General features: G+C 69.8%; 20 protein-coding genes. 10 read left to right on the forward strand and 10 right to left on the reverse strand.

Going from position 1 to position 22,858, the window contains the following annotated elements:
• The 3 genes from AOM45_RS14750 to AOM45_RS14760 all read right to left on the reverse strand — a co-directional run.
• The coding region (locus tag AOM45_RS14750; protein ID WP_201779975.1) for an IS110 family transposase at nucleotides 1-626 on the reverse strand (626 nt) is incomplete at its 3' end.
• Between the two features lie 624 nt (nucleotides 627-1,250).
• Nucleotides 1,251-2,444: an HNH endonuclease signature motif containing protein gene (locus AOM45_RS14755; protein ID WP_059362458.1), complete on the reverse strand. Its 1,194-nt coding sequence runs from the start codon at nucleotides 2,442-2,444 to the stop codon at nucleotides 1,251-1,253.
• 371 nt (nucleotides 2,445-2,815) lie between these two features.
• Nucleotides 2,816-3,418 carry a hypothetical protein gene (locus tag AOM45_RS14760; protein ID WP_301314043.1) on the reverse strand — a complete coding sequence of 201 codons (603 nt, stop codon included), beginning with the start codon at nucleotides 3,416-3,418 and terminating at the stop codon, nucleotides 2,816-2,818.
• A 113-nt stretch (nucleotides 3,419-3,531) separates the two neighbouring features.
• On the opposite strand from AOM45_RS14760, the gene AOM45_RS14765 reads away from it, so the two are divergent.
• Nucleotides 3,532-4,989 (forward strand): hypothetical protein, encoded by a 1,458-nt coding sequence (locus AOM45_RS14765; protein ID WP_156093917.1) that lies wholly within the window; start codon nucleotides 3,532-3,534, stop codon nucleotides 4,987-4,989.
• Here the strand turns inward: AOM45_RS14765 and AOM45_RS14770 are convergent.
• The 3 genes from AOM45_RS14770 to AOM45_RS14780 all read right to left on the reverse strand — a co-directional run bounded on the left by AOM45_RS14770 (nucleotide 4,979) and on the right by AOM45_RS14780 (nucleotide 8,648).
• A complete protein-coding gene (locus AOM45_RS14770) occupies nucleotides 4,979-5,743 on the reverse strand; it encodes an endonuclease/exonuclease/phosphatase family protein (protein WP_236703559.1) in 765 nt (254 codons plus the stop codon). The genes AOM45_RS14765 and AOM45_RS14770 overlap by 11 nt on opposite strands.
• A gap of 52 nt (nucleotides 5,744-5,795) precedes the next feature.
• Entirely contained in the window at nucleotides 5,796-7,781 is a 1,986-nt protein-coding gene (fusA, locus tag AOM45_RS14775) for an elongation factor G (protein WP_030468686.1), read from the reverse strand.
• Between the two features lie 240 nt (nucleotides 7,782-8,021).
• Nucleotides 8,022-8,648, reverse strand: a complete 627-nt coding sequence (locus AOM45_RS14780; protein WP_156093916.1) for a hypothetical protein — start codon at nucleotides 8,646-8,648, stop codon at nucleotides 8,022-8,024.
• Between the two features lie 51 nt (nucleotides 8,649-8,699).
• Between AOM45_RS14780 and AOM45_RS14785 the strand changes: the two genes are divergently transcribed.
• From AOM45_RS14785 to AOM45_RS14800, 4 genes are all read left to right on the forward strand, one after another.
• A complete protein-coding gene (locus AOM45_RS14785) occupies nucleotides 8,700-9,287 on the forward strand; it encodes an SGNH/GDSL hydrolase family protein (protein WP_030468684.1) in 588 nt (195 codons plus the stop codon).
• A 71-nt stretch (nucleotides 9,288-9,358) separates the two neighbouring features.
• Nucleotides 9,359-10,507 carry a xylose isomerase gene (xylA, locus tag AOM45_RS14790; protein WP_030468683.1) on the forward strand — a complete coding sequence of 383 codons (1,149 nt, stop codon included), beginning with the start codon at nucleotides 9,359-9,361 and terminating at the stop codon, nucleotides 10,505-10,507.
• Nucleotide 10,508: 1 nt separating this feature from the next.
• Nucleotides 10,509-11,891 (forward strand): xylulokinase, encoded by a 1,383-nt coding sequence (xylB, locus tag AOM45_RS14795; protein WP_030468682.1) that lies wholly within the window; start codon nucleotides 10,509-10,511, stop codon nucleotides 11,889-11,891.
• 79 nt (nucleotides 11,892-11,970) lie between these two features.
• Nucleotides 11,971-13,110, forward strand: a complete 1,140-nt coding sequence (locus AOM45_RS14800) for an ROK family protein (protein ID WP_030468681.1) — start codon at nucleotides 11,971-11,973, stop codon at nucleotides 13,108-13,110.
• Here the strand turns inward: AOM45_RS14800 and AOM45_RS14805 are convergent.
• A complete protein-coding gene (locus AOM45_RS14805; protein WP_030468680.1) occupies nucleotides 13,067-13,384 on the reverse strand; it encodes a DUF6223 family protein in 318 nt (105 codons plus the stop codon). The genes AOM45_RS14800 and AOM45_RS14805 overlap by 44 nt on opposite strands.
• A 132-nt stretch (nucleotides 13,385-13,516) precedes the next feature.
• Between AOM45_RS14805 and AOM45_RS14810 the strand changes: the two genes are divergently transcribed.
• From AOM45_RS14810 to AOM45_RS14820, 3 genes are all read left to right on the forward strand, one after another.
• The gene (locus AOM45_RS14810) at nucleotides 13,517-14,599 is read left to right on the forward strand and encodes a sensor histidine kinase (protein WP_030468679.1); all 1,083 of its coding nucleotides are present in this window, start codon (nucleotides 13,517-13,519) and stop codon (nucleotides 14,597-14,599) included.
• A complete protein-coding gene (locus AOM45_RS14815; RefSeq protein ID WP_030468678.1) occupies nucleotides 14,596-15,249 on the forward strand; it encodes a response regulator in 654 nt (217 codons plus the stop codon). Before AOM45_RS14810 ends, AOM45_RS14815 begins: the two co-directional genes overlap by 4 nt.
• 83 nt (nucleotides 15,250-15,332) lie before the next feature.
• The gene (locus AOM45_RS14820) at nucleotides 15,333-16,538 is read left to right on the forward strand and encodes a pentapeptide repeat-containing protein (RefSeq protein ID WP_051783763.1); all 1,206 of its coding nucleotides are present in this window, start codon (nucleotides 15,333-15,335) and stop codon (nucleotides 16,536-16,538) included.
• On the opposite strand, the gene AOM45_RS14825 is transcribed toward AOM45_RS14820, so the two are convergent.
• Nucleotides 16,514-17,347 carry a patatin-like phospholipase family protein gene (locus AOM45_RS14825; RefSeq protein WP_051783762.1) on the reverse strand — a complete coding sequence of 278 codons (834 nt, stop codon included), beginning with the start codon at nucleotides 17,345-17,347 and terminating at the stop codon, nucleotides 16,514-16,516. The genes AOM45_RS14820 and AOM45_RS14825 overlap by 25 nt on opposite strands.
• A 155-nt stretch (nucleotides 17,348-17,502) precedes the next feature.
• On the opposite strand from AOM45_RS14825, the gene AOM45_RS14830 reads away from it, so the two are divergent.
• Both AOM45_RS14830 and AOM45_RS14835 read left to right on the forward strand, forming a co-directional pair.
• Entirely contained in the window at nucleotides 17,503-20,049 is a 2,547-nt protein-coding gene (locus AOM45_RS14830) for an MGH1-like glycoside hydrolase domain-containing protein (protein ID WP_236703561.1), read from the forward strand.
• Nucleotides 20,046-21,428 carry an alpha-amylase family protein gene (locus AOM45_RS14835; protein WP_030468674.1) on the forward strand — a complete coding sequence of 461 codons (1,383 nt, stop codon included), beginning with the start codon at nucleotides 20,046-20,048 and terminating at the stop codon, nucleotides 21,426-21,428. Before AOM45_RS14830 ends, AOM45_RS14835 begins: the two co-directional genes overlap by 4 nt.
• Here the strand turns inward: AOM45_RS14835 and AOM45_RS14840 are convergent.
• Together AOM45_RS14840 and AOM45_RS14845 are read right to left on the reverse strand one after the other, a co-directional pair.
• Nucleotides 21,370-22,380, reverse strand: a complete 1,011-nt coding sequence (locus AOM45_RS14840) for an AI-2E family transporter (RefSeq protein WP_035910738.1) — start codon at nucleotides 22,378-22,380, stop codon at nucleotides 21,370-21,372. The genes AOM45_RS14835 and AOM45_RS14840 overlap by 59 nt on opposite strands.
• Entirely contained in the window at nucleotides 22,380-22,796 is a 417-nt protein-coding gene (locus AOM45_RS14845; RefSeq protein ID WP_059362462.1) for a DUF7144 family membrane protein, read from the reverse strand. Before AOM45_RS14845 ends, AOM45_RS14840 begins: the two co-directional genes overlap by 1 nt.
• Between the last annotated feature and the right edge of the window lie 62 nt (nucleotides 22,797-22,858).

Raw genomic sequence — 22,858 nt, forward strand, 5'->3', positions numbered from 1 at the left:
CGGCGCAGGATCAGGCCGGTGACGGTGTCGATCTCGAAGCCGAACGCGTCGATCAGCCGGCACTGCGAGTTCACCCTGGCCCGCAACACCGGGTCCAGCGGGGCCGCCGCGAGCAGGGCACGCCCGCGCACCCCGAACAGGTCGGTGACCGGCAGCCGCAGGCCCTGCTTGGCCAGCACCGCGTGCACGCCCGCTTTCAACCCCGATCGCCGGCCGACCAGCCGGCACCGGTACCGGACCAGCTCACGTAACTCCCGCACCTCCGGCGGAGCGATCCACGCCTCGGGCAGGCGGCCCATACGCAGCAGGTCCGCCAGATCGGTGGCATCCCGCACATCGTTTTTCACCCGCCGGGTCGTGAATCCCTTGATCCCCAGCGGATGCGCCAGATGCACGTGCGCACCCGCTTCCGCGAGCACGTCCGCGGCCCAGTACCAGCCATAGGTGGCCTCCAGCACCACCTCCGGCTCCTCACCGGCCTTGGCGATCTCGGCCATCAACGCCATTGGATCGTTCACGATCCGCACCGCGTCCAGCCGCTCACCCTCAGCGGTCATCCGCACGATCACCGAACGAGATCGGTGCAGATCGATCCCGACGAACTGTTTCCCGTCATACTCAGACACAGGGGCCTCCCTTGCGTGAGGACTTAGGCAACCCGAGTGTCCGCTCGGGACCCACCAGGAGCGAGGCCCCGCTCCTTCATCGCATCAAGCCCCAATCGCAGTCATGCGTGGTTGCGTTGGGTTGTTCGGCTCACCCCATTGCCGCTTGCCCGATGACGCATAGCCCTGTCCGGCTCGGCTTCGCCATCGCGGTTGGTGGGGGCTCGGCTTCGCCGTTGTGACGTTGGTGGCGGGAGGTTCTGCTCGGCTTCGCCATTGCGGTTGGCGGGTGCTTGGCTTTGCCATTGCCGCGTTGTGGTGGGCGATTCAGCTTGGCTGCGCTGTTGTCGCTTGGCTTCGGCTTCGCGAGATTGACCCCCATTGGACGTGACCTCATTGAATTGACCCCGCGGAACTGTCTCCACGCGGTAGACGTATCACGCGGGAGGAAGAACCGGTCGCCTATGTAGGCGTTGGCCGGTCAGTGTTGGCGAGGCACCTCGGCGCGGTCGGGCAGTGGTGACGGCGGTGCCTGTCCGTGGGCATGGCGGCAGGCGTCAACGTCGCCTCGCCGTGCTCAGGCGTAGTTGATCAACACCGCCTCACAGGTGGTCAGGCAGCATCGCTGTGCCTGCCTGGCGGCGGTCAGGCGATGTTGATCGGGTTGCGTCTTGGCTTTTGTTGGGGGTCGAGCCAGTCGGGTGCGTAGAAGGTCGGGATGCCGTTGACCATCCTGACGTTCCACTTGCTCTGGTGGATGAGTGTGTGGTGGTGGCGGCAGAGCAGCACTGCGTTGTCGACGGAGGTGTCGCCGCCATTGGCCCAGTGCTGGACGTGGTGGGCGTCGCAGTGTCTGGGCGGCCTACCGCAACCGGGAAAGGCGCAACCCCGGTCTCGGGCGACCAGGGTCCGCCGGATCCCGGCCGGGAAGGTGCGGGTCTTGCGACCGATGTCCATCGGCTGACCCTGGCTGCCCAGCAGCAGCGGGATGATGCCCGCATTGCAGGCGAGCTGGCGGACCTGCTCGGCGGGGATGTGATCGCCGTTGTCGAGCATGCCCTGCCCGACCCGGTTGGCGAGGTCCTCGTGCCGCATCGTCACGGTCAGCGTGACCGGCTCGCCGCCGTGCTCGGGCAGCTGGTCGGCGCGCAGCATCAAGTCGATCAGGTCGGCGAGGGCGTCGCCTTCGCGTTCGGAGCGGCTGCGCTCGTCTGGGCCTTGCCCGGTGTCGGGGCGGGGCTTGGCCAGCGGATCCAGCAACGCCTCGTACTTCGCACCGGCGACCTTGTCCAGCTTCGCCCGGATCTCCAGCCGCCCGTTCTTCCACTGCATCAAGTGCTGATTCGTCGGCGGCGCGGGCTCAGGATCACGCGGCTCCGGATCGTTCTGGTAGAGGCTGTAGGCCAGTTTCGCACCCAGGGTGCGGACTGTGGCGGGCTCGAAGTCGCGGGCGTACCCCACCACCGTGACTTCATGTTCGGCGGGCACGGTCTTCATCACCGCCGCGACCGCCGCGACGTGGTCGACCGACAGCGCGCCCTCGGCCACCGCCTCCGCCGTGAGCGGAAGCTTAGGAGCGAGTTCGCTGCCGGTCGGGGTGATCTCATTCGTCAGCAGCGCGGCAGTGTCGATCCACCGCTTGGCGACGTGAATGTCCCAGCGGACGACGTGCCGCAACACCTTCGGCAAATCCTTGTAGCCGAGCTCGCTCGCGGCTCCGCGCCGATCCAATTCGGCGACGATCTGCAACGCGGCATTCTCACGGACCCGGATTTCCGTCACCTCGTCGACGAGACTGCGGAGCAGCTCGTCGGTGGAGAGGAGGCGGGTTTCGATCACGTGTTCTAATCTACCGCAAGATCACGACCAGATAACGGGTAAAGCCGCACACGATAGGGTGAACCAAGCGATGGCGAAGCCGAGTCGAACCGGGCAATGCGAACGCGGGCAAGCGGTAATGAGGTGGGCCGAACAACGAACGCAACCACGCACGCGTGCGATTGGGGCTTGACTTTGGGAGCGAGGTGCTAGCCTTTTCGGATCGGGCGGGTGCGGAGCATCCGACCTTTTCCGCCCGACACAGCGCCTCGCAAGGGCCCCGAAGTCAAGCCCCAATCGCAATCGTCGCGAAGCGGCGATGAAATGACCCGGCTCGTCATACAACCCACGCAACCACCACCGCAAAAGCGACCCGCGCACCCCAGAAAGCCTCAGTAAACGCAGGGCGGCCGGTACCCGTCGATCCTCAACCCGCGAAACTCCAGGTCATTGGGCGTCTTACCAACGAACACCAGCCCACGGGCATCATCAAGGGCCTCGGCAAGCGGATACGCAGGTGCGCCCAGCTCCGGCAAGACGGTCCACCGAGACGGCGCGAAGCTGAAGAACCGAGTCACCAGCCGCCCCCGCGTCGACGGGATCTTGGTGACCCACTTGTCACCGCCACTCCAGTGCGAGGCTGGCCGCAGCTGCGCGTACAGGTCGTCCCGAGCGCGGTAGGTCATCCAGAACCCACGAGACCCACTCAGGTCGGCCTGCGCCTCGAACTGGTTGCCGAGCCACACGACCATGACGTGCCAGTCGTTCGACAAAAACTTGATCTTCGCCGAGTAGCCGTGCGACCGAGGAACCAGGATGCTGCCGGTAGCAGGCGAGGTCGCACCCTCGCCACTGGCCAGCCACTGCTGCAACCGATCGATGGACGGCGTGTCGCACTCACGGCCGTGAGAGGCCGAGGCAGAAGCGGTCCCGGTCAGAAGGAGCAGCGCGTACGCGATCACCGCGACGCGGCCGAGCGTTGAGTTCATGCGCATCTGGCGGACGGTAGCGGAAATTGGTATGAACCATTCCGTTCACTGTTGACGCCGGCACGGTTACCCAGGACAGCGGATTGTGAGCCCTGTTCACAACAACCACTGTGTGCCTGGTGCACTCCGCCAGATGCATTGCATTGTTCAGCGTCATAACGGTTCTGACCGTTCAGCTCACCGCGCCGGCCGCAGCGTCGGAGGGCTGCTCCCCCACCATCGACGAGCGGAAGTTCGCCTCGGCCTCCACCTTGCGCGCGTTGAACGCCACCGTTGCCGCGTTCGGTGTCCGGTCGACCGGAAGCCCTGCCCACCAGCGCCTGATCTCCTGGCTGGAGCGTCACGTCGACCGGCTTCCCGGTGTGTCCGTGCGGTCCGAGCACTTCGGGATCCAGCGGTGGCAGCCCGGGCCCGGGCTGCTCGTGTCGGACGGCGTGGTTCCGGTCGCCGCCGCGATTCCCTACTCCGCGCCCGGTTTGCGCTCGGGTGAGCTGGTCAGGTTGCCCGCCGGCACGCCGATCACCGCAGCCAACGCGCGCGGGAAGGTGGTGCTGCGCGACTTCCCGGCCGTCGACCGCGGGTATCTCGCCGAGCCGTTCCTCAACCAGGACATGGTCGACGCGGGGCTTGCCGAGGCCGCCGGGGTGGTCGTCGCGTTTCCGTTTCCGCACGAGCAGGTGAAGGGCTACTGGGATCCTCATCTCGGCACGCACTACCGGGTGCCCGGTGTGTTCGTCGGGGCGGACGCGGCGGCGAAGCTCCAGGCCGGCGCCCAGACTACGGTCGGGGTTCTCGCGGCACGTGTACCGGCTGTGACGCGGTCGTTGGTCGCCACGCTGCCCGGCATCAGCAACGAGCGGATCGTGCTCGACACCAACACCGACGGTGTGGGGTGGGTGCAGGAGAACGGAACGGTCGCGCTCCTCGCCCTCGCCGAGCACTTCGCCCGCCTGCCGTTGCGGTGCCGGCCGCGGACGATCGAGTTCGTGTTCGCCACGGGGCACCTGCACCGGCCCGCCGAGGGCAGCGAGTTCCGGGCGCGGGCGCTCGACGCCGAGTACGACTCCGGGTCCGTGGCGTTCGCGTTCGTGCTGGAACACCTGGGCACGCGGGAGTTCCTGCCCGGCAACGGTTCTCTTCAGCCGACAGGCGCGGCGGAGCCGTCGGGGTGGTTCGCGGGCAGTCCCGCACTGACCCAGGCCGCTTTCACGGCGCTGTCCGGAAGGAGCGTGGATCGCACGTTCGTCCTGCCCGGCGCCGACGTCCCGGTGCCGGACAGGACGCCGCCGCAGTGCTCGTTCGGTGGCATCGGCACGCACTTCCACTCGCACCTGATCCCGACGATGGCGATGATCTCCGGTCCGTGGACGCTCTGGGCGCCCGCGTTCGGCGCCGAGGCCGTCGACCACGAACGGATGCGACGTCAGGTGCTCGCCGCCGGTGACGCCATCACGGCGCTGAGTCCCCTACCGCGGGACCAGATCGCAGGGCCGTACACCGACCTTCGAAGAGCGCGGGCCGGTGGCGCGCCGACGTGTTCGCACGACCTGCCGCCGGAGTGGGCACCTAGACCCTGATCAGCGCCTGCACCGGCAGGTGGTCGGACGGGTACTGGCCGTCGCGGTGGTAGGTGTTGATCGCGGCGGCCTCGACGGTGACGCCGCGGGTGAGGATCCAGTCGATGCGCGGGCCGTCCGGGACGAGCGGGCCGTAGCCGTGGAACGTCCCGTACGCCGGGGTGGTCTGAGGGCCCGCGAGCCACGAGTCCTCCAGCCCGTCGGTCAGCACGGAGTACGTCGGTGACGCCGTCGCCACCGCGTTGAAGTCACCGGTGAGCACGACCGGCAGCTTCAGCGTGTCGATCCGCTGGTGGACGAACTCCGCGCTGCGCAGGCGGGAGTTCTCCGACTCGTGGTCGAAGTGGGTGTTCACGACGACGAACTGCCTGCCCGTCGCGCGGTCGGCGAACCGGACCCACGTCACCATGCGGATCACGTTGTTGCCCCACGAGCGCGAGCCCACGACGTTCGGCGTCGCGGACAGCCAGTGGTGGTCGAACTCGAGCGGCTCCAGCCGGAGCGTGTCGAAGAAGATCGCCATGAACTCGTCGTGGCTGCCGCCCGCACGGCCGAGCCCGACCCAGTCGTAGTGGTCGGGCAGGTCGTGGGCGATGTCGAGCAGCTGGCCGTACAGGCCTTCTTGCGTGCCCAGCACCGCGGGCAGCTCGTTGAGCAGGAGCTGGGCCATCACGGGTCGCCTGGCGCGCCACGAGTTCGGCTCGGCGTCCGAGGCGTAGCGCAGGTTGAACGACATGACGGGCAAGGTCGACATCCGACTGAGCATGGCACAGGCCGGCTTCAGTTGAAGCCGGCCTGCGTTCCACCTACGCCGGCGCGTAGCCGGTCGGGCGGGCCGAGAACGTGCCGCGGCCCTGCGTCCGGCTGCGCAACCTCGTCACGTACCCGAACATCTCGGCCAGCGGCACGCTCGCCGTGACCACCGTCGTACCGGCCCTCGCGACGGAACCGAGGATCCGGCCCCGGCGCGAGGCGAGGTCACCCAGCACGCCACCGAGGTACTCCTCCGGCACGGTGACCGTGACCTCGGCGATCGGTTCGAGCAACGTCATCGCGCCCGCCTTCAAGGCCTCGCGCAGGCCCAGCCGGCCGGCCGTGCGGAACGCCATCTCCGACGAGTCCTTGACGTGCGTGGACCCGTCGGTGAGCGTCACGCGCAGCCCGGTCACCGGGTGGCCGAGCGGTCCCTCGGCCAGCGCGTCGCGGCAGCCCTGTTCGACCGCGCGGACGAACTCCTGCGGCACGCGCCCGCCGGTGACCGCCGAGCGGAACTCGAACCCGGTCTCCAGCGGCTCGGTGTCGATGACGACGTGAGCGAACTGGCCGGCACCTCCGTCCTGCTTCACGTGCCGGTAGACGAATCCCGTGACACCGGCGGCGACGGTCTCGCGGTAGGACACGCGCGGGCGTCCCGTGGTGATCTCGATGCGGTGGGTCGTGCGCGCCTTCTCCACCGCGACCTCCAGGTGCAGCTCGCCGAGGCCCGACAGCACCGTCTGGCCGGTCTCCGGGTCCGTCGCCACGCGCAGGGACGGGTCCTCGTCGACCAGGTGCGCGAGCGCCTCGGTCAGCCGCGCGTTGTCCGCGCTGGTCCGCGTCTCCACGGCCACGGACACGACGGGGTCGGCCGACACCGGCGGTTCGAGGAGCAGCGGAGCCGTTGGCGCGCACAGGGTCGTCCCCGTGCGAGCCGACTTCAGCCCCACCAGCGCCACGATGTCACCCGCGACGGCGCAGTCGACCGGCGTGTGCCGATCGGCCTGCACCCGCAGGATCCTGCCGATGCGTTCGTTCCTGCCGCCCACCTGGACCGTCTCTCCCTTGTGGAGGGTGCCCGAGTAGACGCGGACGAACGTCAGCCGCCCGGTGGCGGTGGCGTTCACCTTGAACACCAACGCCGCGAACGGCGCGTCCGGATCCGGTACCCGTTCCTCGCCGTCGACGCCGCGCACCGCCGGAACGTCCACAGGGGACGGGAGGTACGCGATCACCGCGTCCAGCAACGGTTCCACACCCCGGTTCCGGTACGCCGAGCCGCACAGCACGACGGTTCCGAGACCTCGCCGAGTCAGTTCCTTCAGCGCGTTTCTCAGGGTCTGCTCGGACAGTCCTCCGGCGAAGAACTCCTCCACGACTTCGGGATGCAGTTCCGCCACCGCCTCCTCCAGCAGGTGACGGCGCCGTTGTGCCTCTGCCAGCAACGTTTCCGGCACCGGCCCTTCGGTCAGGGAGTCCTCCCAGGTGAGTGCGACCATCCGCACCAGGTCGACGACGCCGGCGAACCCGTCCTCGGCACCGATCGGCAGCTGCACGACGAGCGGCACGGTGTGCAGCCGCGTTCGCAGCGACTCCACGGCCGTGTCGAGGTCCGCGCCGGGCCGGTCGAGCTTGTTGACGAACGCGATCCGCGGCACGCCGTGCCGGTCCGCCTGCCGCCACACCGACTCGCTCTGCGGCTCGACGCCCGCGACACCGTCGAACACGGCGACAGCGCCGTCGAGGACCCGCAGCGACCGTTCGACCTCGTCGGAGAAGTCGACGTGGCCGGGCGTGTCGATGAGGTTGATGCGATGACCGTCCCACGTGCAGCTCACGGCCGCGGCGAAGATCGTGATGCCGCGGTCGCGTTCCTGCGGGTCGAAGTCCGTGACGGTCGTGCCGTCGTGGACCTCACCGCGCTTGTACGTGGTGCCGGTGGCGAACAGAACCCGTTCGGTGAGGGTGGTCTTGCCCGCGTCGACGTGGGCGAGGATGCCCAGGTTGCGGACGGCGTTCAACGTGGTCGTGCGCATGGCTGAGTGCCTTTTCGTGGTGAAAGGACGTGCAGGTCAGCGCGATGAGCCGACGAACGGCGTGTTCGTCAGACGCTCCGGTGCCCGGCGCGCAGCGGGCAGCCGGGGTGCGAGGACACGAGGATCACGTCGAAGCGGGACGGGAGGACGACAACGGCGGTACGCACGGCCGGTCCCTCCTCGTCGCTCGGTGATGTTGATCGTGGAGTGTAGACACACGAACGCTCGCACGACAGCGGTTTATCGACTCAGCAGCGCCTGGGTCTTCTCCGCGACAGTGCTAACAACCGGCCACAGCTCGTTGTTCCGCCAGTTGGCCACACCGGCCGTCGCGATGGTGTCCAGGAGTTCGCGCAGCTCGTGGACCGCGTCCACCTCCTGCTGGTCGCGGAACACGTCGCCGAGCTCGAACGAGAGCCGCGGGTTCATGACGTCCTGGACGGCCCACTGCTGCAGGACGTGTCCCGGCAGCACCTGAGCGAGCCGGTAGTAGAAGTCGGCGCGCTTCAACGGCCGGCGCACCCCCGCGTGGATGGCCGCGTCACGTGCCCACCACTCGACGACCTTCTCCGCTTCCTCCCGCGACTCCCACTGCCGCAGCTCGCGCCGCTTCAACGGCTTGGTGAGCTGGCGCTGCACGGCCGGCTGGTAGACCCCGCGCACGCGGAAGTTCGTCAGGTGCACGCGCGGCAGGACCATCTGGGACACCGGTCCGGGGCTGCCGCGGTGCCGGCCGACCACGACGACGTCCTGCCCGCCGTCACCCCACTGCGGTGGCAGCACCCACACCTTCGTGCCGGCCGAGAAGTGCTTCAGGTCGGTGGCGGCGACGTTCGCGACCACGCACCACCCCAGGAGTTCGTCCACCGTCACAGTCTGCGGCGGAACACCGTTTCGACGCTCGCCGTTTTACGGGACATGCGTCTGCGTTTGCTCGGTGACTCCATCGCCGCGGGCGTCGGCAGCACGCGTGGAGAGGACACCCTCGGCCCACTGCTCGCCGCACGTCTCCGCGCGGCAGGACACCACGTCGACCTGAGGGTCCACGCCGTGCCCGGTGCCCGCTCTGCCGACCTGAAAGCGCAGGTCCGGACCGCGATCGCGGGCGGAGTCGACCTCGCCGTGATCGTCATCGGCGCGAACGACCTGACCAGGTTCGTCCCCGCCCACGTCGGCGCGCAGCAGCTGCACGACGCCGTCGCGGACCTGCGCGGTGCGGGTGCGCGGGTCGTCGTCAGCACCGCGCCCGACCTGAGCGTGGTCGCGCACGTACCGCCCGCGTTGCGCGCCGTCGTGTCGACCGTGAGCCGCGACTACGCCCAGGCGCAGCTGCAGGCCGTCATCCGGGCGGGCGGAGTCGTCGCGCACGTCGAACGTGCCGTCTCGGCTCGGTTCGCCGCTGATCCGGCGTTGTTCGCCACCGACCGCTTCCACCCGTCCGCCGCCGGCTACCGCGTCATCGCCGAGGCGCTCGCGCCCGCGGTCGAGGCAGTTCTGCAAGCCTGACCGATTGCGATCACGGCACGCGCGTCGTACTGTCCGCACTAAGTTCAAGCATTGAACGAATGAGGTGGATCATGACGGCGCCCACTCCGGCGGACAAGTTCTCCTTCGGTCTCTGGACCGTGGGCTGGCCGGGTCGCGACCCGTTCGGCGACGCCACGCGGCCGGACCTGGACGTGGTCGAGGCGGTGCAGCGGCTGGCCGAGCTCGGGGCCTACGGGATGTCGTTCCACGACGACGACCTGTTCGGGTTCGCGGCGACCAACCGGCAGCAGCAGATCGACCGGCTCAAGGCCGCGCTCGACGAGACCGGCCTGGTCATCCCGATGATGACGACGAACCTGTTCACCCACCCGGTGTTCAAGGACGGCGGATTCACCAGCAACGACCGCGGTGTGCGGCGGTTCGCGCTGCGCAAGGTGCTGCGCAACATCGAGCTGGCGGCCGAGCTCGGCGCGAAAACCTACGTGCTGTGGGGCGGCCGTGAGGGCTCCGAGTACGACACGGCCAAGGACGTGCGGGCGGCGCTCGACCGGTACCGCGAGTCCATGAACCTGCTGACCCAGTTCGTCACGGACCGGGGCTACGACATCCGGTTCGCGCTCGAGCCGAAGCCGAACGAGCCGCGCGGCGACATCCTGCTGCCGACGATCGGGCACGCGCTCGGGTTCATCTCGACGCTCGACAAGCCGGAACTCGTCGGGCTCAACCCCGAGGTCGGGCACGAGCAGATGGCCGGGCTCAACTTCGTGCACGGCATCGCGCAGGCGTTGTGGCAGGGCAAGCTCTTCCACATCGACCTCAACGGTCAGCGCGGCATCAAGTACGACCAGGACCTGGTGTTCGGCCACGGCGACCTGATGAACGCGTTCGCGCTGGTCGACCTGCTGGAGACCGCCGGCTACGACGGTCCGCGGCACTTCGACTACAAGCCGTCACGCACCGAGGACATCAAGGGCGTGTGGGACTCCGCCGCGGCGAACATGCGGATGTACCTGCTGCTCAAGGAGCGCGCCGCCGCGTTCCGCGCCGACCCAGAGGTGCAGGAGGCGCTGCAGGTCGCGGGCGTCGCCGACCTGGGCAAGCCGACCCTGAACGACGGGGAGTCCTACGACGACCTCCTCAAGGACGACAGCTTCGACCCGGAGAAGGCGGCCGAGCGCGGCTTCGGGTTCGTGCGGCTGAACCAGCTCGCGCTCGAGCACCTCGCGGGAGCGCGCTGACATGACGCTCGTCGCGGGCGTCGACTCCTCGACGCAGTCGTGCAAGGTCGTGGTGCGCGAGGCGGAGACCGGCGAGCTCGTCCGGGAGGGCCGCGCCACGCACCCGGACGGCACCGAGGTGCACCCGTCGCACTGGTGGGACGCGCTGCAGTCCGCGCTGTCGGACGCCGGAGGGCTCGACGACGTCGCGGCGCTGAGCGTGGCGGGCCAGCAGCACGGCATGGTCTGCCTCGACGAGGACGGCGAGGTCGTGCGGGAAGCGCTGCTGTGGAACGACACCCGTTCCGCAGCGGCCGCGGCCTCCCTGACCGACGAACTGGGCGCGCAGCAGTGGGCTGAGCGGATCGGCCTGGTGCCGGTCGCGTCGTTCACGATCACCAAGCTGCGCTGGCTCGCCCAGCACGAACCGGCCAACGCGGCGCGCACCGCGGCGGTCTGCCTGCCGCACGACTGGCTGACGTGGCGGCTGCGCGGCACCGGGGACCTGGGCGACCTGGTCACGGACCGCTCGGACGCGTCCGGCACCGGCTACTTCGACTCGGTGACGGACAAGTACGTGCCGGACCTGGTGTCGCTGGCGCTGGGCCGTTCCGACGTGGCGCTGCCGCGCGTGCTCGGTCCCGCCGAGTTCGTCGACGGCCCGGTGCGGCTCGGCGCGGGTGCCGGGGACAACGCGGCGGCGATGCTGGGTGTCGGCGGCGGCGCGGACGTCGTGGTGTCGCTCGGCACGTCCGGCGTCGTCACGGCGACGAGTGAGGTGCGGGCGTCGGACGCGTCCGGGATCGTGGCGGGCTTCGCGGACGCCACGGGCCGGTACCTGCCGCTCGCGTGCACGTTGAACGCCGCCCGCGTGCTGGACGCGACCGCCCGGATGCTGGGCGTCGACCTCGCGACGCTGAGCTCGCTGGCGCTGTCCGCCAAGCCCGGCGCGGAAGGCGTGGTGATGGTGCCGTACCTGGAGGGTGAACGGACGCCGAACCTCCCGGACGCGACGGGTGCGCTGCACGGCCTGACGCTGACGAACGCCACACCGGCGAACATCGCGCGTGCCGCCGTGGAGGGCATGTTGTGCGGGCTCGCGGTGGGGCTCGACGCGTTGGCCGAGCAGGGTGCGGACGTCACCGGTGTGCGGCTGGTGGGCGGGGCGGCGGTCTCGCCCGCGGTGCGGGAGATCGCGCCGGTCGTGTTCGGGGTGCCGGTGACCGTGCCGGCGCCGGGTGAGTACGTCGCGGACGGTGCGGCCCGGCAGGCGGCGTGGACGCTCGCCGGTGGGGCGACACCGCCGGAGTGGACGCTCGCGGAGAGCCGGCGGTACGAGGCGGACGCGGTGCCGGAGGTGCGGGCCCGGTACGCGGACGCGGCGCAGAAGTACCTGAGCCGATGAGCAGCGCCGAGGAGGTGCCGCACCCCTGCAAGCCCGGCGGGGTGCGGCTCCCCCGGTCGTCACCGCGATACTGGGCGCGATGACCACCGTCGACCACCTGCGACAGGTTCGCCTCGGCAACCTGCGAACGGTCCTGCTCGCACTCGTCGACCGTCCCGGCTCGCGGGCCGACCTCGCGGCCCGCACCGGTCTCACCAAAGCCACCCTCTCCAACCTCACCGAACCGTTGCTGGCCAACGGGATCCTCCTCGAGGAGCCCGCGGCCCTCACCGGCATGGGCAGGCCGTCCAAGCCACTGCGCTTCCACCCGGACGGACCGGTCGCGATCGGCGCGGAGATCAACGTCAGCCACCTCGCCGTCGAGACCCTCGGCCTCGACGGCGAGACCCTCCAGCGCCACCTCGTGCCCACCGACATCCGCAAATCCACGCCGGACGAGGTGCTCGACCGCGTCGCCGAGCTGATCAACCAGATCTCCGGACCGCGCAAGCACCTCGGCGTCGGCTTGGCGATCCCCGGCGTGGTGCACGACGGCGTCGTCGTCCGGGCCCCCAACCTGCCGAAACTCGTCGGCGCGCCACTCGCCGAAGGGCTGCGCCGCCGCCTCGGTCTCGACGTCGAGCTCGACAACGAGGCCAACGTCGCGGCGCTCGCGCACCTGTGGCCTCACCACCTCGCCGGCGAGGACTTCGTGCACGTCTCCGCCGACGTCGGCATCGGTGCGGGCGTGGTCCTCAACGGCGAGGTGTACCGCGGTGTCAGCGGGTTCGCGGGCGAGCTCGGGCACGTCGTGATCGAACGCGACGGTGTCCGGTGCACGTGCGGCAGCCGGGGCTGCGTCGAGCGGTACGCGGGTCTCGACGTCATCCTGCGCGAGGCGGGACGACGCCGGCTCGACTCGCTCCAGAAAGCACTCGACGCGGGTGATCCCAAGGCGCTCAAGGCGGTCCGCGACGCCGGAGAGGCGCTCGGGGTCGGACTGGCGACGCTGATGAACCTCTTCGACGTGCCGACGGTCGTGCTCGGCGGCAGCTACGCCGTGCTGCACGAGCACCTCAGCGCCGCCGTCCAGTCCGAAATGGACGGCCGGGTGCTCGCCGGCGGCGAGCGGCACACCCGGTTGATCGCCTCACCCCTCGGCGAGTTCGCCGTGGCGCGGGGTGCGGCGGGACTGGTCACCCGGCGCGCCGTGCACCAGCCCGAGCGCCTTTTCGCATAGCCAGTCCGCCCAGGCCGGCGGCGGCCAGCCCCACGACCAGGGAGAGGTAGCCACCGACGATGCCGTAGCCGGTGCCGGGGCCGCCCTTGGCCATGAGCACGACCAGCAGGCCGATCACCGCACCGACGGCACCCGTCCCCACCGCCACGACGGCACCCCGTCCACGCCTCAGAGCCAGCACGCCCAGCACAACTCCGACGATTCCGATCGCGGCGCCCACCAGCGACCAGGCACGTCCCGCGGTCATCTCATATGCAGCAACAGCAAGATTCATGGCAAGAGCATGTCTTCGGCGCCCACCGCGAGTCGTCGTGCGCGCGCAGACAACCACTACTGCGCTCGTAGTAGATCAACAGTCCTCCCCGTGCAGGATCTACCAGCGCGAACATCGGATTAAGGTGCACGCATGAACGCGCGTTGGCTGGACTGGGTGATCGCCGCCGGAGTGGCGGCGAGCCTCGTGACCGCCGGGCACCCCGCCACCGGGCCCGGTTACGCGTTGCTGGCCGCGAGCGGGCTCGCGCTGGCGGCGCGCAGGACGGCGCCGGTCGCGGTGCTGGCCGCCACGGGACTCCTCGCGCTGGGCTACCAGGCGACCGGCGCCGACGTGCCGGTGATCGCGTTCCTGTTCGCGGTCTACTCGACGATGAGGGCTGGCCACCGGGTCGTCACGCTCGTTGGCTCGGTCCTGATGCTCGCCGCGCTCCCCGTCGCGGCGCTCCTCTCGCCCCGCGACCTCACCACCTACGAGGCGTTCGCGCAGACCCGGGACGTCCTGCAGATCGCGTGGCTCATCGCCGCCGCGGCCGCCGGTGAAGCGCTCAGGCAGGCCGAGCGCAGGGCCGACGAGGCCGAACGCACCCGCGAGGAGACCGCGCGCCGCCGTGCCAACGAGGAACGCCTGCACATCGCGCGCGAGCTGCACGACTCGCTCACCCACCAGATCTCGGTGATCAAGCTCCAGGCCGAGGTCGCGGTCCACCTGGCGCAGAAGCGCGGCGAGGACGTGCCGGAAGCCCTCGTGGCCATCCGGGACGCGGGCCGGGAGGCGGCCAGGGAGCTCCGCGCGACGCTGGAAGCGCTCAGAGACGACGACAAGAACCCGCCGCACGGCATCGACGACGTCGCCGAGCTGGTGCAACGCGCCCGAGCCACCGGTCTCGACGCGCAGCTGACCATCGAGGGCCGCAACACCGACGTGCCGGCCGCCGTGGAACGCACGGCGTACCGGATCGTGCAGGAGTCGCTGACGAACATCGCCCGCCACGCCGCCGCCGCGACCGCGCAGGTCCGCATCGACTTCCGTCCCGACGCGCTGCTCATCCGTGTCGACGACGACGGCAAGGCCTCTCCCAAGACGTCCGAACCGGGCGTCGGACTGCTCGGCATGCGTGAACGCGTCACCGCACTCGGCGGCAGCCTCCAGGCCGCACCGCGCACCGAGGGCGGGTTCACCGTGCAGGCCGAACTCCCGGTGGCACAGCCGTGATCCGCGTGCTCCTGGTCGACGACCAGCCGTTGATCCGCAGCGGCTTCCGCGCGTTGCTCGACGCGGAGGACGACATCGAGGTCGTGGCAGAAGCGGCGAACGGCTCCGAAGGCGTCGACCAGGCCCGGCGGCACCTCCCGGACATCGCGCTGATCGACATCCAGATGCCGGACGTCGACGGCATCGAGGCGACCAGGCGCATCGCCGCCGATCCGGCCCTCGCGGCCGTCCACGTCGTGATCCTGACCAACTACGGCCTCGACGAGTACGTCTTCCACGCGCTGAAGGCAGGCGCGGCAGGGTTCCTCGTGAAGGACGTGCAGCCGGAGGACTTCCTGCACGCCGTCCGGGTAGCGGCCCGCGGCGACGCACTGCTCGCCCCGTCGATCACCCGCCGGCTGATCGACCGGTACGTCAGCCAGCCGCCGCGGCAGAACGTGAGCCTCGGGCAGCTCACCAACCGCGAACGGGAAGCCGTCGTGATGGTCGCTCGTGGTCTGTCGAACGACGCGATCGCGGCGGCCATGGTGATCAGCCCGCTCACCGCCAAGACGCACGTGAACCGCGCGATGACCAAGCTGCACGCACGGGACCGCGCGCAGCTCGTGGTCATCGCCTACGAGTCGGGCCTGGTGGTGCCGCAGGCCTGATGAACACGGGCTGGTCTGCGGTGTAACGCAGGTGAAGCCGAGCTCCGATCAGGTAGGCGAACCCGCGTGATCGGAGGTCAGCTTTGAGCTTCCCCAGGCGCCTCGTCGCCGTCGGGCTCGTGGGCACGGTGCTGATCCTGATCAGCCTGATCACGTTGACCAGCTGGCAGACCTGGGCCGGGATCGGCGACTTCCTCTGGCAGAACCGCATCCGGATCCTGCTGATCGGCCTGGGCTCGTACCTCCTGTTCGTCGCGATCAGGAACACCCGCCGGTTGATGGTCCGCCGACCGCGGTCGCCCGCGTTGAGACCCGCGGTCGTCGTCGGCGCCGGGGTGATCGTCGCCGCCGTCGGCTGGGGTGCGACGAGCTGGCTGCTGGCGGAGGCGAACAAGGCGCCTGCGGACGCCCGGCCGCAGGCCCGAGTCGAGGCGATCAAGACGGGCCTGAGCATCGGCGCGGGCACCGGTGGTGTGTTCGCGCTGCTGCTGGCGGTTCGGCGGCAGTGGCACCAGGAGATCACCGCCGCGGACACCAACCTCGACGCCTCGGAGAAGCGGATCACCGAGCTGTACACGAAGGCGGTCGAGCAGCTCGGCTCGGACAAGGCACCGGTTCGGCTGGGCGGCCTGTACGCGTTGGAACGGCTGGCGCAGAACAACGAGTCACAACGCCAGACCATCGTGAACGTGTTCTGCGCCTACCTGCGCATGCCCAACACCTACGAGTCGGCCAGTGACCAGGCGCAGGAGCGGGAGGTCCGGCTGACCGCCCAGCACCTGATCCGTGATCACCTGCACGCCGCGCAGAAGGGGTTTCCGCCGTCCACGTTCTGGCCCGGCATCCGCATCGATCTCACTGGTGCAGTCCTGGAGGATTTCAGCCTTGCCGGTTGCCAGGTCGGTCCGGCGAACTTCACCGACGCGACCTTCACCGGGACCGCCACGTTCGCCGAGGCCGATCTGCGCGGTCACGCCCTCTTCGCTCGAACGCGCTTCGAAGGATTCGCTCTCTTCGACGACACGACCTTCCCCATGGGCATCACGGACTTCGTCTCGGCCACCTTCACCGGACCCTGTTCATTGGACGGCGCTTCCTTCGGCACGGTGTACTTCCACAGCGCGACCTTCAAATCCAGCGTGACCGGCACGATCCACGCCTCCGAGGTGTATGGGCAACCAGGCACGGTCTACCTTTGCCCGCAGCCCGACCCGTTTCACCGCGATCCCTGCCCACCGCCGCCGAAACCGCCGGTGGACGGGGTTCAAGTCGCCCCGCAGGCCGGGTGAACGGGCCCAGGCAGACACCCGGCGGCCAGCCAGTCACGCGTGCTGACGAACGCCGCGTCGATCAACTCCTGCGCCCGCCCGAAGTCCCCTGGTGACACCCGCAACGGGCACAACGACGGCACCACCCGCAGGTCAACGGAATCCCGATACCGCTCCACGTCCAGCGCCAGCCGGTGGTTGACCAGCAACGTCAACGCCTGCAACGCGACCCCGATCGCACTGCGCGGCGGCGACGTCAACGCACACGCGTACCCGGTCGGGAGCACCCACACCTGGTCCGCCCCCAGCTCGACCGCGTGCGACACGGGATTGTTGTTCACCGCGCCGCCGTCCATCAGGTAGCGGCCGTCGAGCTGCAGCGGCGGGAACACCGCGGGGATCGCGGTCGAGGCGAGCACCGAGTCGACCGCGTTTCCCTTGGAGAGCAGCACTTCCGCGCCCGACAACACGTCGGTGGCGCCCACGTGCACCGGGATCGCCGTGCCGGTCAGGTCGATCGAGCCCAGCGACCGTTCCAGCACCCGGCGCAAGGAGGACTGCGGCACCAGGTGGTCGCGGAACCCCAGCAACCCGAGTAAGCCCTGCACCGGCCGAAGAGGGAAGACATCCGTCCGCCTCAACGAGACCCACAAAGACACGAGAGAGTCCACATCGGACGGATGCAACGCGAACCACACGGCGTTGGCCGCGCCCACCGAGGTGCCGACCATGAAGTCCGGGCGGACATCGGCTTCGGTGAGCGCGGCCAGCATGCCGACCTCAATCGCGCCCAAGCTCCCACCGCCTGCGAGCACGAACGCGGTCGCCATGTCCTCATCCTCCTCGCCGGGCAGGCGAACAAGCGAGGGGCCAACTCCTCCGCGACGGGTGGCGGCACGGCCCCGAACCATCCGCACCGGATGAACCGGCGCACCCGATCGTCCGGCGAGCCTGAACACCCCAGCGGAGACGAGAGGTGGGCGACGTGGTCAGTGCGGAGAAGCAGAGGCTCAACGAGGCCGGTCCGTGGCGGAGGTGGGGGCCGTACCTGAGCGAACGGCAGTGGGGCACGGTCAGGGAGGGGCACGATCCGAGTGATGCCTGGACGTCGTTCACCCACGAGCAGGCGCGGTACCGGGCCTACCGGTGGGGTGAGGACGGGCTGGCGGGGTTCAGCGACGACCGGCAGCGGGTCTGTCTCGCGGTGGCGTTGTGGAACGGCGAGGACCCGATCCTCAAGGAGCGGTTGTTCGGCCTGACCAACGGCGAGGGCAACCACGGCGAGGACGTCAAGGAGTGCTACTACTACCTCGACGCCACGCCGACGTCCTCGTACCTGCGGATGCTCTACAAGTACCCGCAGGCCGAGTTCCCTTACGAGGACCTGGTCGCCACCAACGCCGCGCGCACCCGGCTCGAGCCCGAGTACGAGCTGCTCGACACCGGGGTGTTCGACGACGACCGCTACTTCGACGTCGTCGTGGAGTACGCCAAGGCCGGGCCCGAGGACGTGTTGATGCGCATCACCGCGCACAACCGCGGGCCCGAGGACGCCACGCTGCACGTCCTGCCCACGCTGTGGTTCCGGCACACGTGGTCGTGGGGCGGGGACATCCGGCAGCCGACGCTGCACGTCTGCGAGCCGGGCACGGTCCGCGCGGAGCACCCCGACCTCGGCGTGCGGTGGTGGTACGTGGCACCGCCGGCGCCGATCCTCGTGACGGAGAACGAGACCGACAACGAGCGGGTGTTCGGTTCGCCCAACGCCACCCCGCACGTCAAGGACGGCATCGACCGGTTCGTGGTCCACGGCGACACCACCGCGGTCACGCCCGACGGTGTCGGCACGAAGGCCGCCGCCCACCACGAGCTGCGCATCCCCGCCGGACGCAGCGCCACGATCAGGGTCCGGATGACCGACACCAGTCTCCAGGACCCGTTCGACGGCTTCGACGCGACGATCACCCAGCGCCGAGAAGAGGCCGACGACTTCTACGACGAGGTCCTCGGCGGCGATCCGCGCGGTGACGAACGGCTCGTGTGCCGGCAGGCGCTCGCGGGACTGCTGTGGTCGCGGCAGTTCTACGCGTTCGACGTCGAGCGCTGGCTCACCGAACGCGGCACCGATCCCCTTGGGGCCGACCAGAACTGGCGGCACCTCGCCGCCGAGGACGTCATCGTCATGCCGGACAAGTGGGAGTACCCGTGGTTCGCCGCGTGGGACCTCGCCTTCCACGCGGTGCCGCTGGTGATCGTCGACCCGGAGCTCGCGAAGGAGCAGATCGAGCTGCTGCTCACCCGCCGCTACCTGCACCCCAACGGCCAGATCCCCGCCTACGAGTGGAACTTCGGCGACGTCAACCCGCCGGTGCACGCGTGGGCCGCGTGGTTCGTCTACCAGTACGACCACGACAAGGACTTCCTGGCGCGGGTGTTCCCGCCGTTGCTGCGCGCGTTCAGCTGGTGGCTCAACCGCAAGGACGCCGACGGCAGGAACCTGTTCCAGGGCGGGTTCCTCGGGCTCGACAACATCGGCGTGTTCGACCGCAGCGCTCCCCTGCCCACCGGCGGGCGCATCGACCAGGCCGACGGCACCGCGTGGATGGCGTTGTACTGCCAGAACCTCATCCAGATGGCGCTGGAGCTGGGTGAGACCGAGCAGGCCGCGACGCTGCTGGAGAACCTCGCGTGGATCGCGGCGGCCACCGGTCACGTCGGCAGCGGGTTGTGGGACGAGGAGGACGGCTTCTTCCACGACGTGCTGCGCCACCCGGACGGCACCTCCACGCCGTTGAAGATCCGGTCCGCCGTCGGGCTGCTGCCGCTGGCCGCCGCGACCGTGATCGGGGCGGACGTGCGGCGCGAGCACCCCGAGCTGATCGACGGCATGCGCGAGTTCCTCGACCGGCACCCGGCGGTGCGGGCCGCGTTGTGGGGACACGGCGCGCAGGCCGACGCCGAGGGCCCGGTGCTGTTCGCGTTGTTCGACGAGAGCCGCCTGCGCCGGATCCTCGCGCGGATGCTCGACCCGGAGGAGTTCCTGAGCCCGCACGGGATCCGCTCGCTGTCGCGCTGGCACGCCGAGCACCCTTTCGAGATCACCGTCGACGGCGTCGAGCACCACGTCGGCTACCTGCCCGCCGAGTCCGACAGCGGCATGTTCGGCGGCAACTCCAACTGGCGCGGACCGGTGTGGCTGCCGATCAACGTGCTGGTGATCAGGGCGTTGCTGCACCTGCACGAGTACTTCGGCGACGGCTTCACGGTCGAGTGCCCGACCGGGTCGGGACGTCACCTGAACCTGCGGGAGGTGGCGCGGGACATCGGCGAACGGCTGCTGGACACGTTCCTGTTCGGTGTGGACGGTCGCCCGGTCCACGGTGGACAGACGCGGTACCGGGACGAGCACTGGCGGGACCTGCCGTTGTTCTACGAGTACCTCCACGGCGACAACGGCGCGGGCATCGGCGCCAGCCACCAGACCGGGTGGACCGCGCTGATCGCCCTGCTGCCGCGGGAGGTGGCGCGATGAGCTGGCCGGACCAACCCGTCATCTACGAGATCAACACCGCGGTGTGGCTGGGCGAGCTCTCGCGGGCCGCGGGCAGGGAGATCACGCTCGGCGACGTGCCGTCGTCCGCCTGGCACGAGGTCACCCCGGCCGGGGTGGACGCGGTGTGGCTGATGGGCGTGTGGGAGCGCAGCCTGCTGGGGCTCGCGATGGCCAACGCGAACCCCGGTCTGCGGGCGTCGTTCCACGAGGTGCTGCCAGATCTGCGCCCGGAGGACGTCACGGGGTCGCCGTACTGCGTGCAGCGGTACGTGGTGGCTGAGGCGTTCGGCGGCGACGAAGGCCTGGCGAAGGCTCGGGCCGAGCTCGCGGCGCGTGGTGTGCGGCTGGTGCTCGACTACGTGCCGAACCACGTGGCGCCGGACCACCCGTGGGTGCTGAAGCATCCGGAGTTCTTCGTGCGCGACGACAACGGCGATCTGGAACGGGGACGGGACCCCTACTTCCCCGCCTGGCCGGACGTCGTGCAGCTCGACGCCTTCTCCCCCGCGCTGCGGTCGGCGGCGACGATGACGCTCAGCTCGGTCGCGGCCCGGTGCGACGGCATCCGCTGCGACATGGCCATGCTCGTCACCAACGAGGTCTTCGCCCGCACGTGGAACCGGACGCCGCCGGAGCAGGACTACTGGCCGGAGATCATCGGCGGGCTGCGGGCGGAACACCCGGAGACCGTGCTGATCGCCGAGGCCTACTGGGACATGGAGTGGGCGTTGCAGCAGCAGGGCTTCAACTTCTGCTACGACAAGCGCCTCTACGACCGGTTCATCAGCGGCGAGGGGCTTCGCGACCACCTGCGGGCCGATTTCGGCTACCAGTCACGGCTCCTGCGGTTCCTGGAGAACCAGGACGAGCCGCGCGTCGCGCACGAACTGCCGCCCGCCGCCGCCCGTGCCGCCGCGGTGGCGATCGCGACGCTGCCGGGAGCGACGCTGTGGCACGAGGGCCAGTTCGAGGGCAGGCGCGCCCGGCCGCCGGTGTTCCTCACCCGGCGGCCGGACGAGCCGCTCGACCACGACCTCGCCGCCTGGTACAGGCGGCTGCTCGCGATCGTGCACGACCACCGGGTGCGGCGCGGTGACTGGCGCCTGCTCGAGACCGAGGGCTGGCCGGACAACCAGTCGTGCCGGCAGCTGCTGACGTGGACGTGGACAGCGGCCGACGGCACCCGGCACGTCGTGGTCGTGAACTTCTCCGATCGTCCTGCTCAGGGACTGCTGCCGGTGGAGCTGCACCGCTACACCGATCTGCTCGACGGCATGGTCTACGAGCAGGACGACGATCTCAGTCCCCTGTACGTGGCGCTGGGGCCTTGGGGATGTCATCTCTTCGCGGCGGCCTGAGCAGGGCCGCCGCCCACCCCGCCGCCGGGTCGACGTCGACCAGCAGCACCTTCACCAGCACGGTGAGCGGTACCGCGAGCAACGCGCCGAGCGGGCCGAGCACCCAGGCCCAGAACACCAGGGCCAGGAAGGTGACGGTGGTCGACAGCCCGGCGGCGTCCCCGGTGAACCTGGGCTGGATCAACGACTGCACCACGAAGTTCAGCACTCCGTAGAACACCAGTACGGCCACCGCCCGGCGCGGGCCGTGCTGCAGCAGTGCCAGCACGGCCGGTGGCGCGACGCCGAGGAGGAACCCGATGTTGGGGATGTAGTTGGTGACGAACGACAACACGCCCCACAGCAGCGCGAGCGGAATGCTCAGCAACGCGAGCGCCACCGTGTCCAGCACCGCCACGACGAGCCCGAAGACCGTCGTGACGACGAGGTAGCGGCGGCTGCGGCGGACGAACTCGGTGAACGCCTCCCGCAGGTGCGGCCGGTCCACCGCGATGTCGGCCAGCCGCGAGTTCGCCCAGCCCACCTCGACCCCCAGGAACAGCAGCAGGGCCAACAGGAACACCAGGCTCGTGGTGAGGCTCGTCAGCTCGGTGAGCAGCCCGCCGATCGCGCCCATCAGCTGGCCGCGGTCGAGGCCGTTGATCGCCCGTTCGGCGCGCACGACCAGCTCGTCTCGCGCGAACTCCGGGAGCATCGACGCGAGCCGTGCGCCAGACACCGCGACCGTGACCGCCACGACCGCCAGCACGCCGTAGACCAGCACGACCACGGTGAGCGTCGCGAGCCACGGCGGCGCGCCGCGGCCGCGCAGCCACCGGTGCACGGGACTGATCGCGATGACGACCAGCAGCGCCAGCATCGCCGGCGCCACCAGCCACGCGACCGCCCGCACACCGGCGACCACGACGACCGCGGCCGCGCCACCGAGCAGGATCGTGAGTGCGCGTGGCATCAATGCCGTGACGGTTCGTAGGTCGTCGTTGTCGTGGACTTCGCCTCGGAACCGTGGACCACGACGGCCCAGATCACCGTGACGCACAGGGCGATGACGATCGTGGACCAGACCGGGTGAATCGACACGAACATCAGCTGCGCGACCGCGTTGACGACCGCGAGCACCACCGCGACCACTCGCGCCCACGCGGCACCGGACATCAGCGCGCCGCCCGCGAGCGCCACCAGGATCCCGATCAGAAGGGTGATCCAGCCCCACGCGGTGATGTCGAAGACGAGCACCTGCTCCTCGGTCACGACGTAGTACTCACCGCGGAACAACGCCACCAACCCCTCGATGGCGTTGAACGAGCCCATGACGATCATCATGATGCCCGCGAACCAGATCCAGCCGAGCCAGCCTGTCTCCCGCATCGTGCCTCCGTTGTCCGGAATGGGTTGTGCGGCCACCGTGACACCGGCGCGCGGTGCGGATC

The sequence above is a fragment of the Lentzea aerocolonigenes genome (assembly GCF_000974445.1).
GTDB classification, from domain to species: Bacteria; Actinomycetota; Actinomycetes; order Mycobacteriales; family Pseudonocardiaceae; genus Lentzea; species Lentzea aerocolonigenes.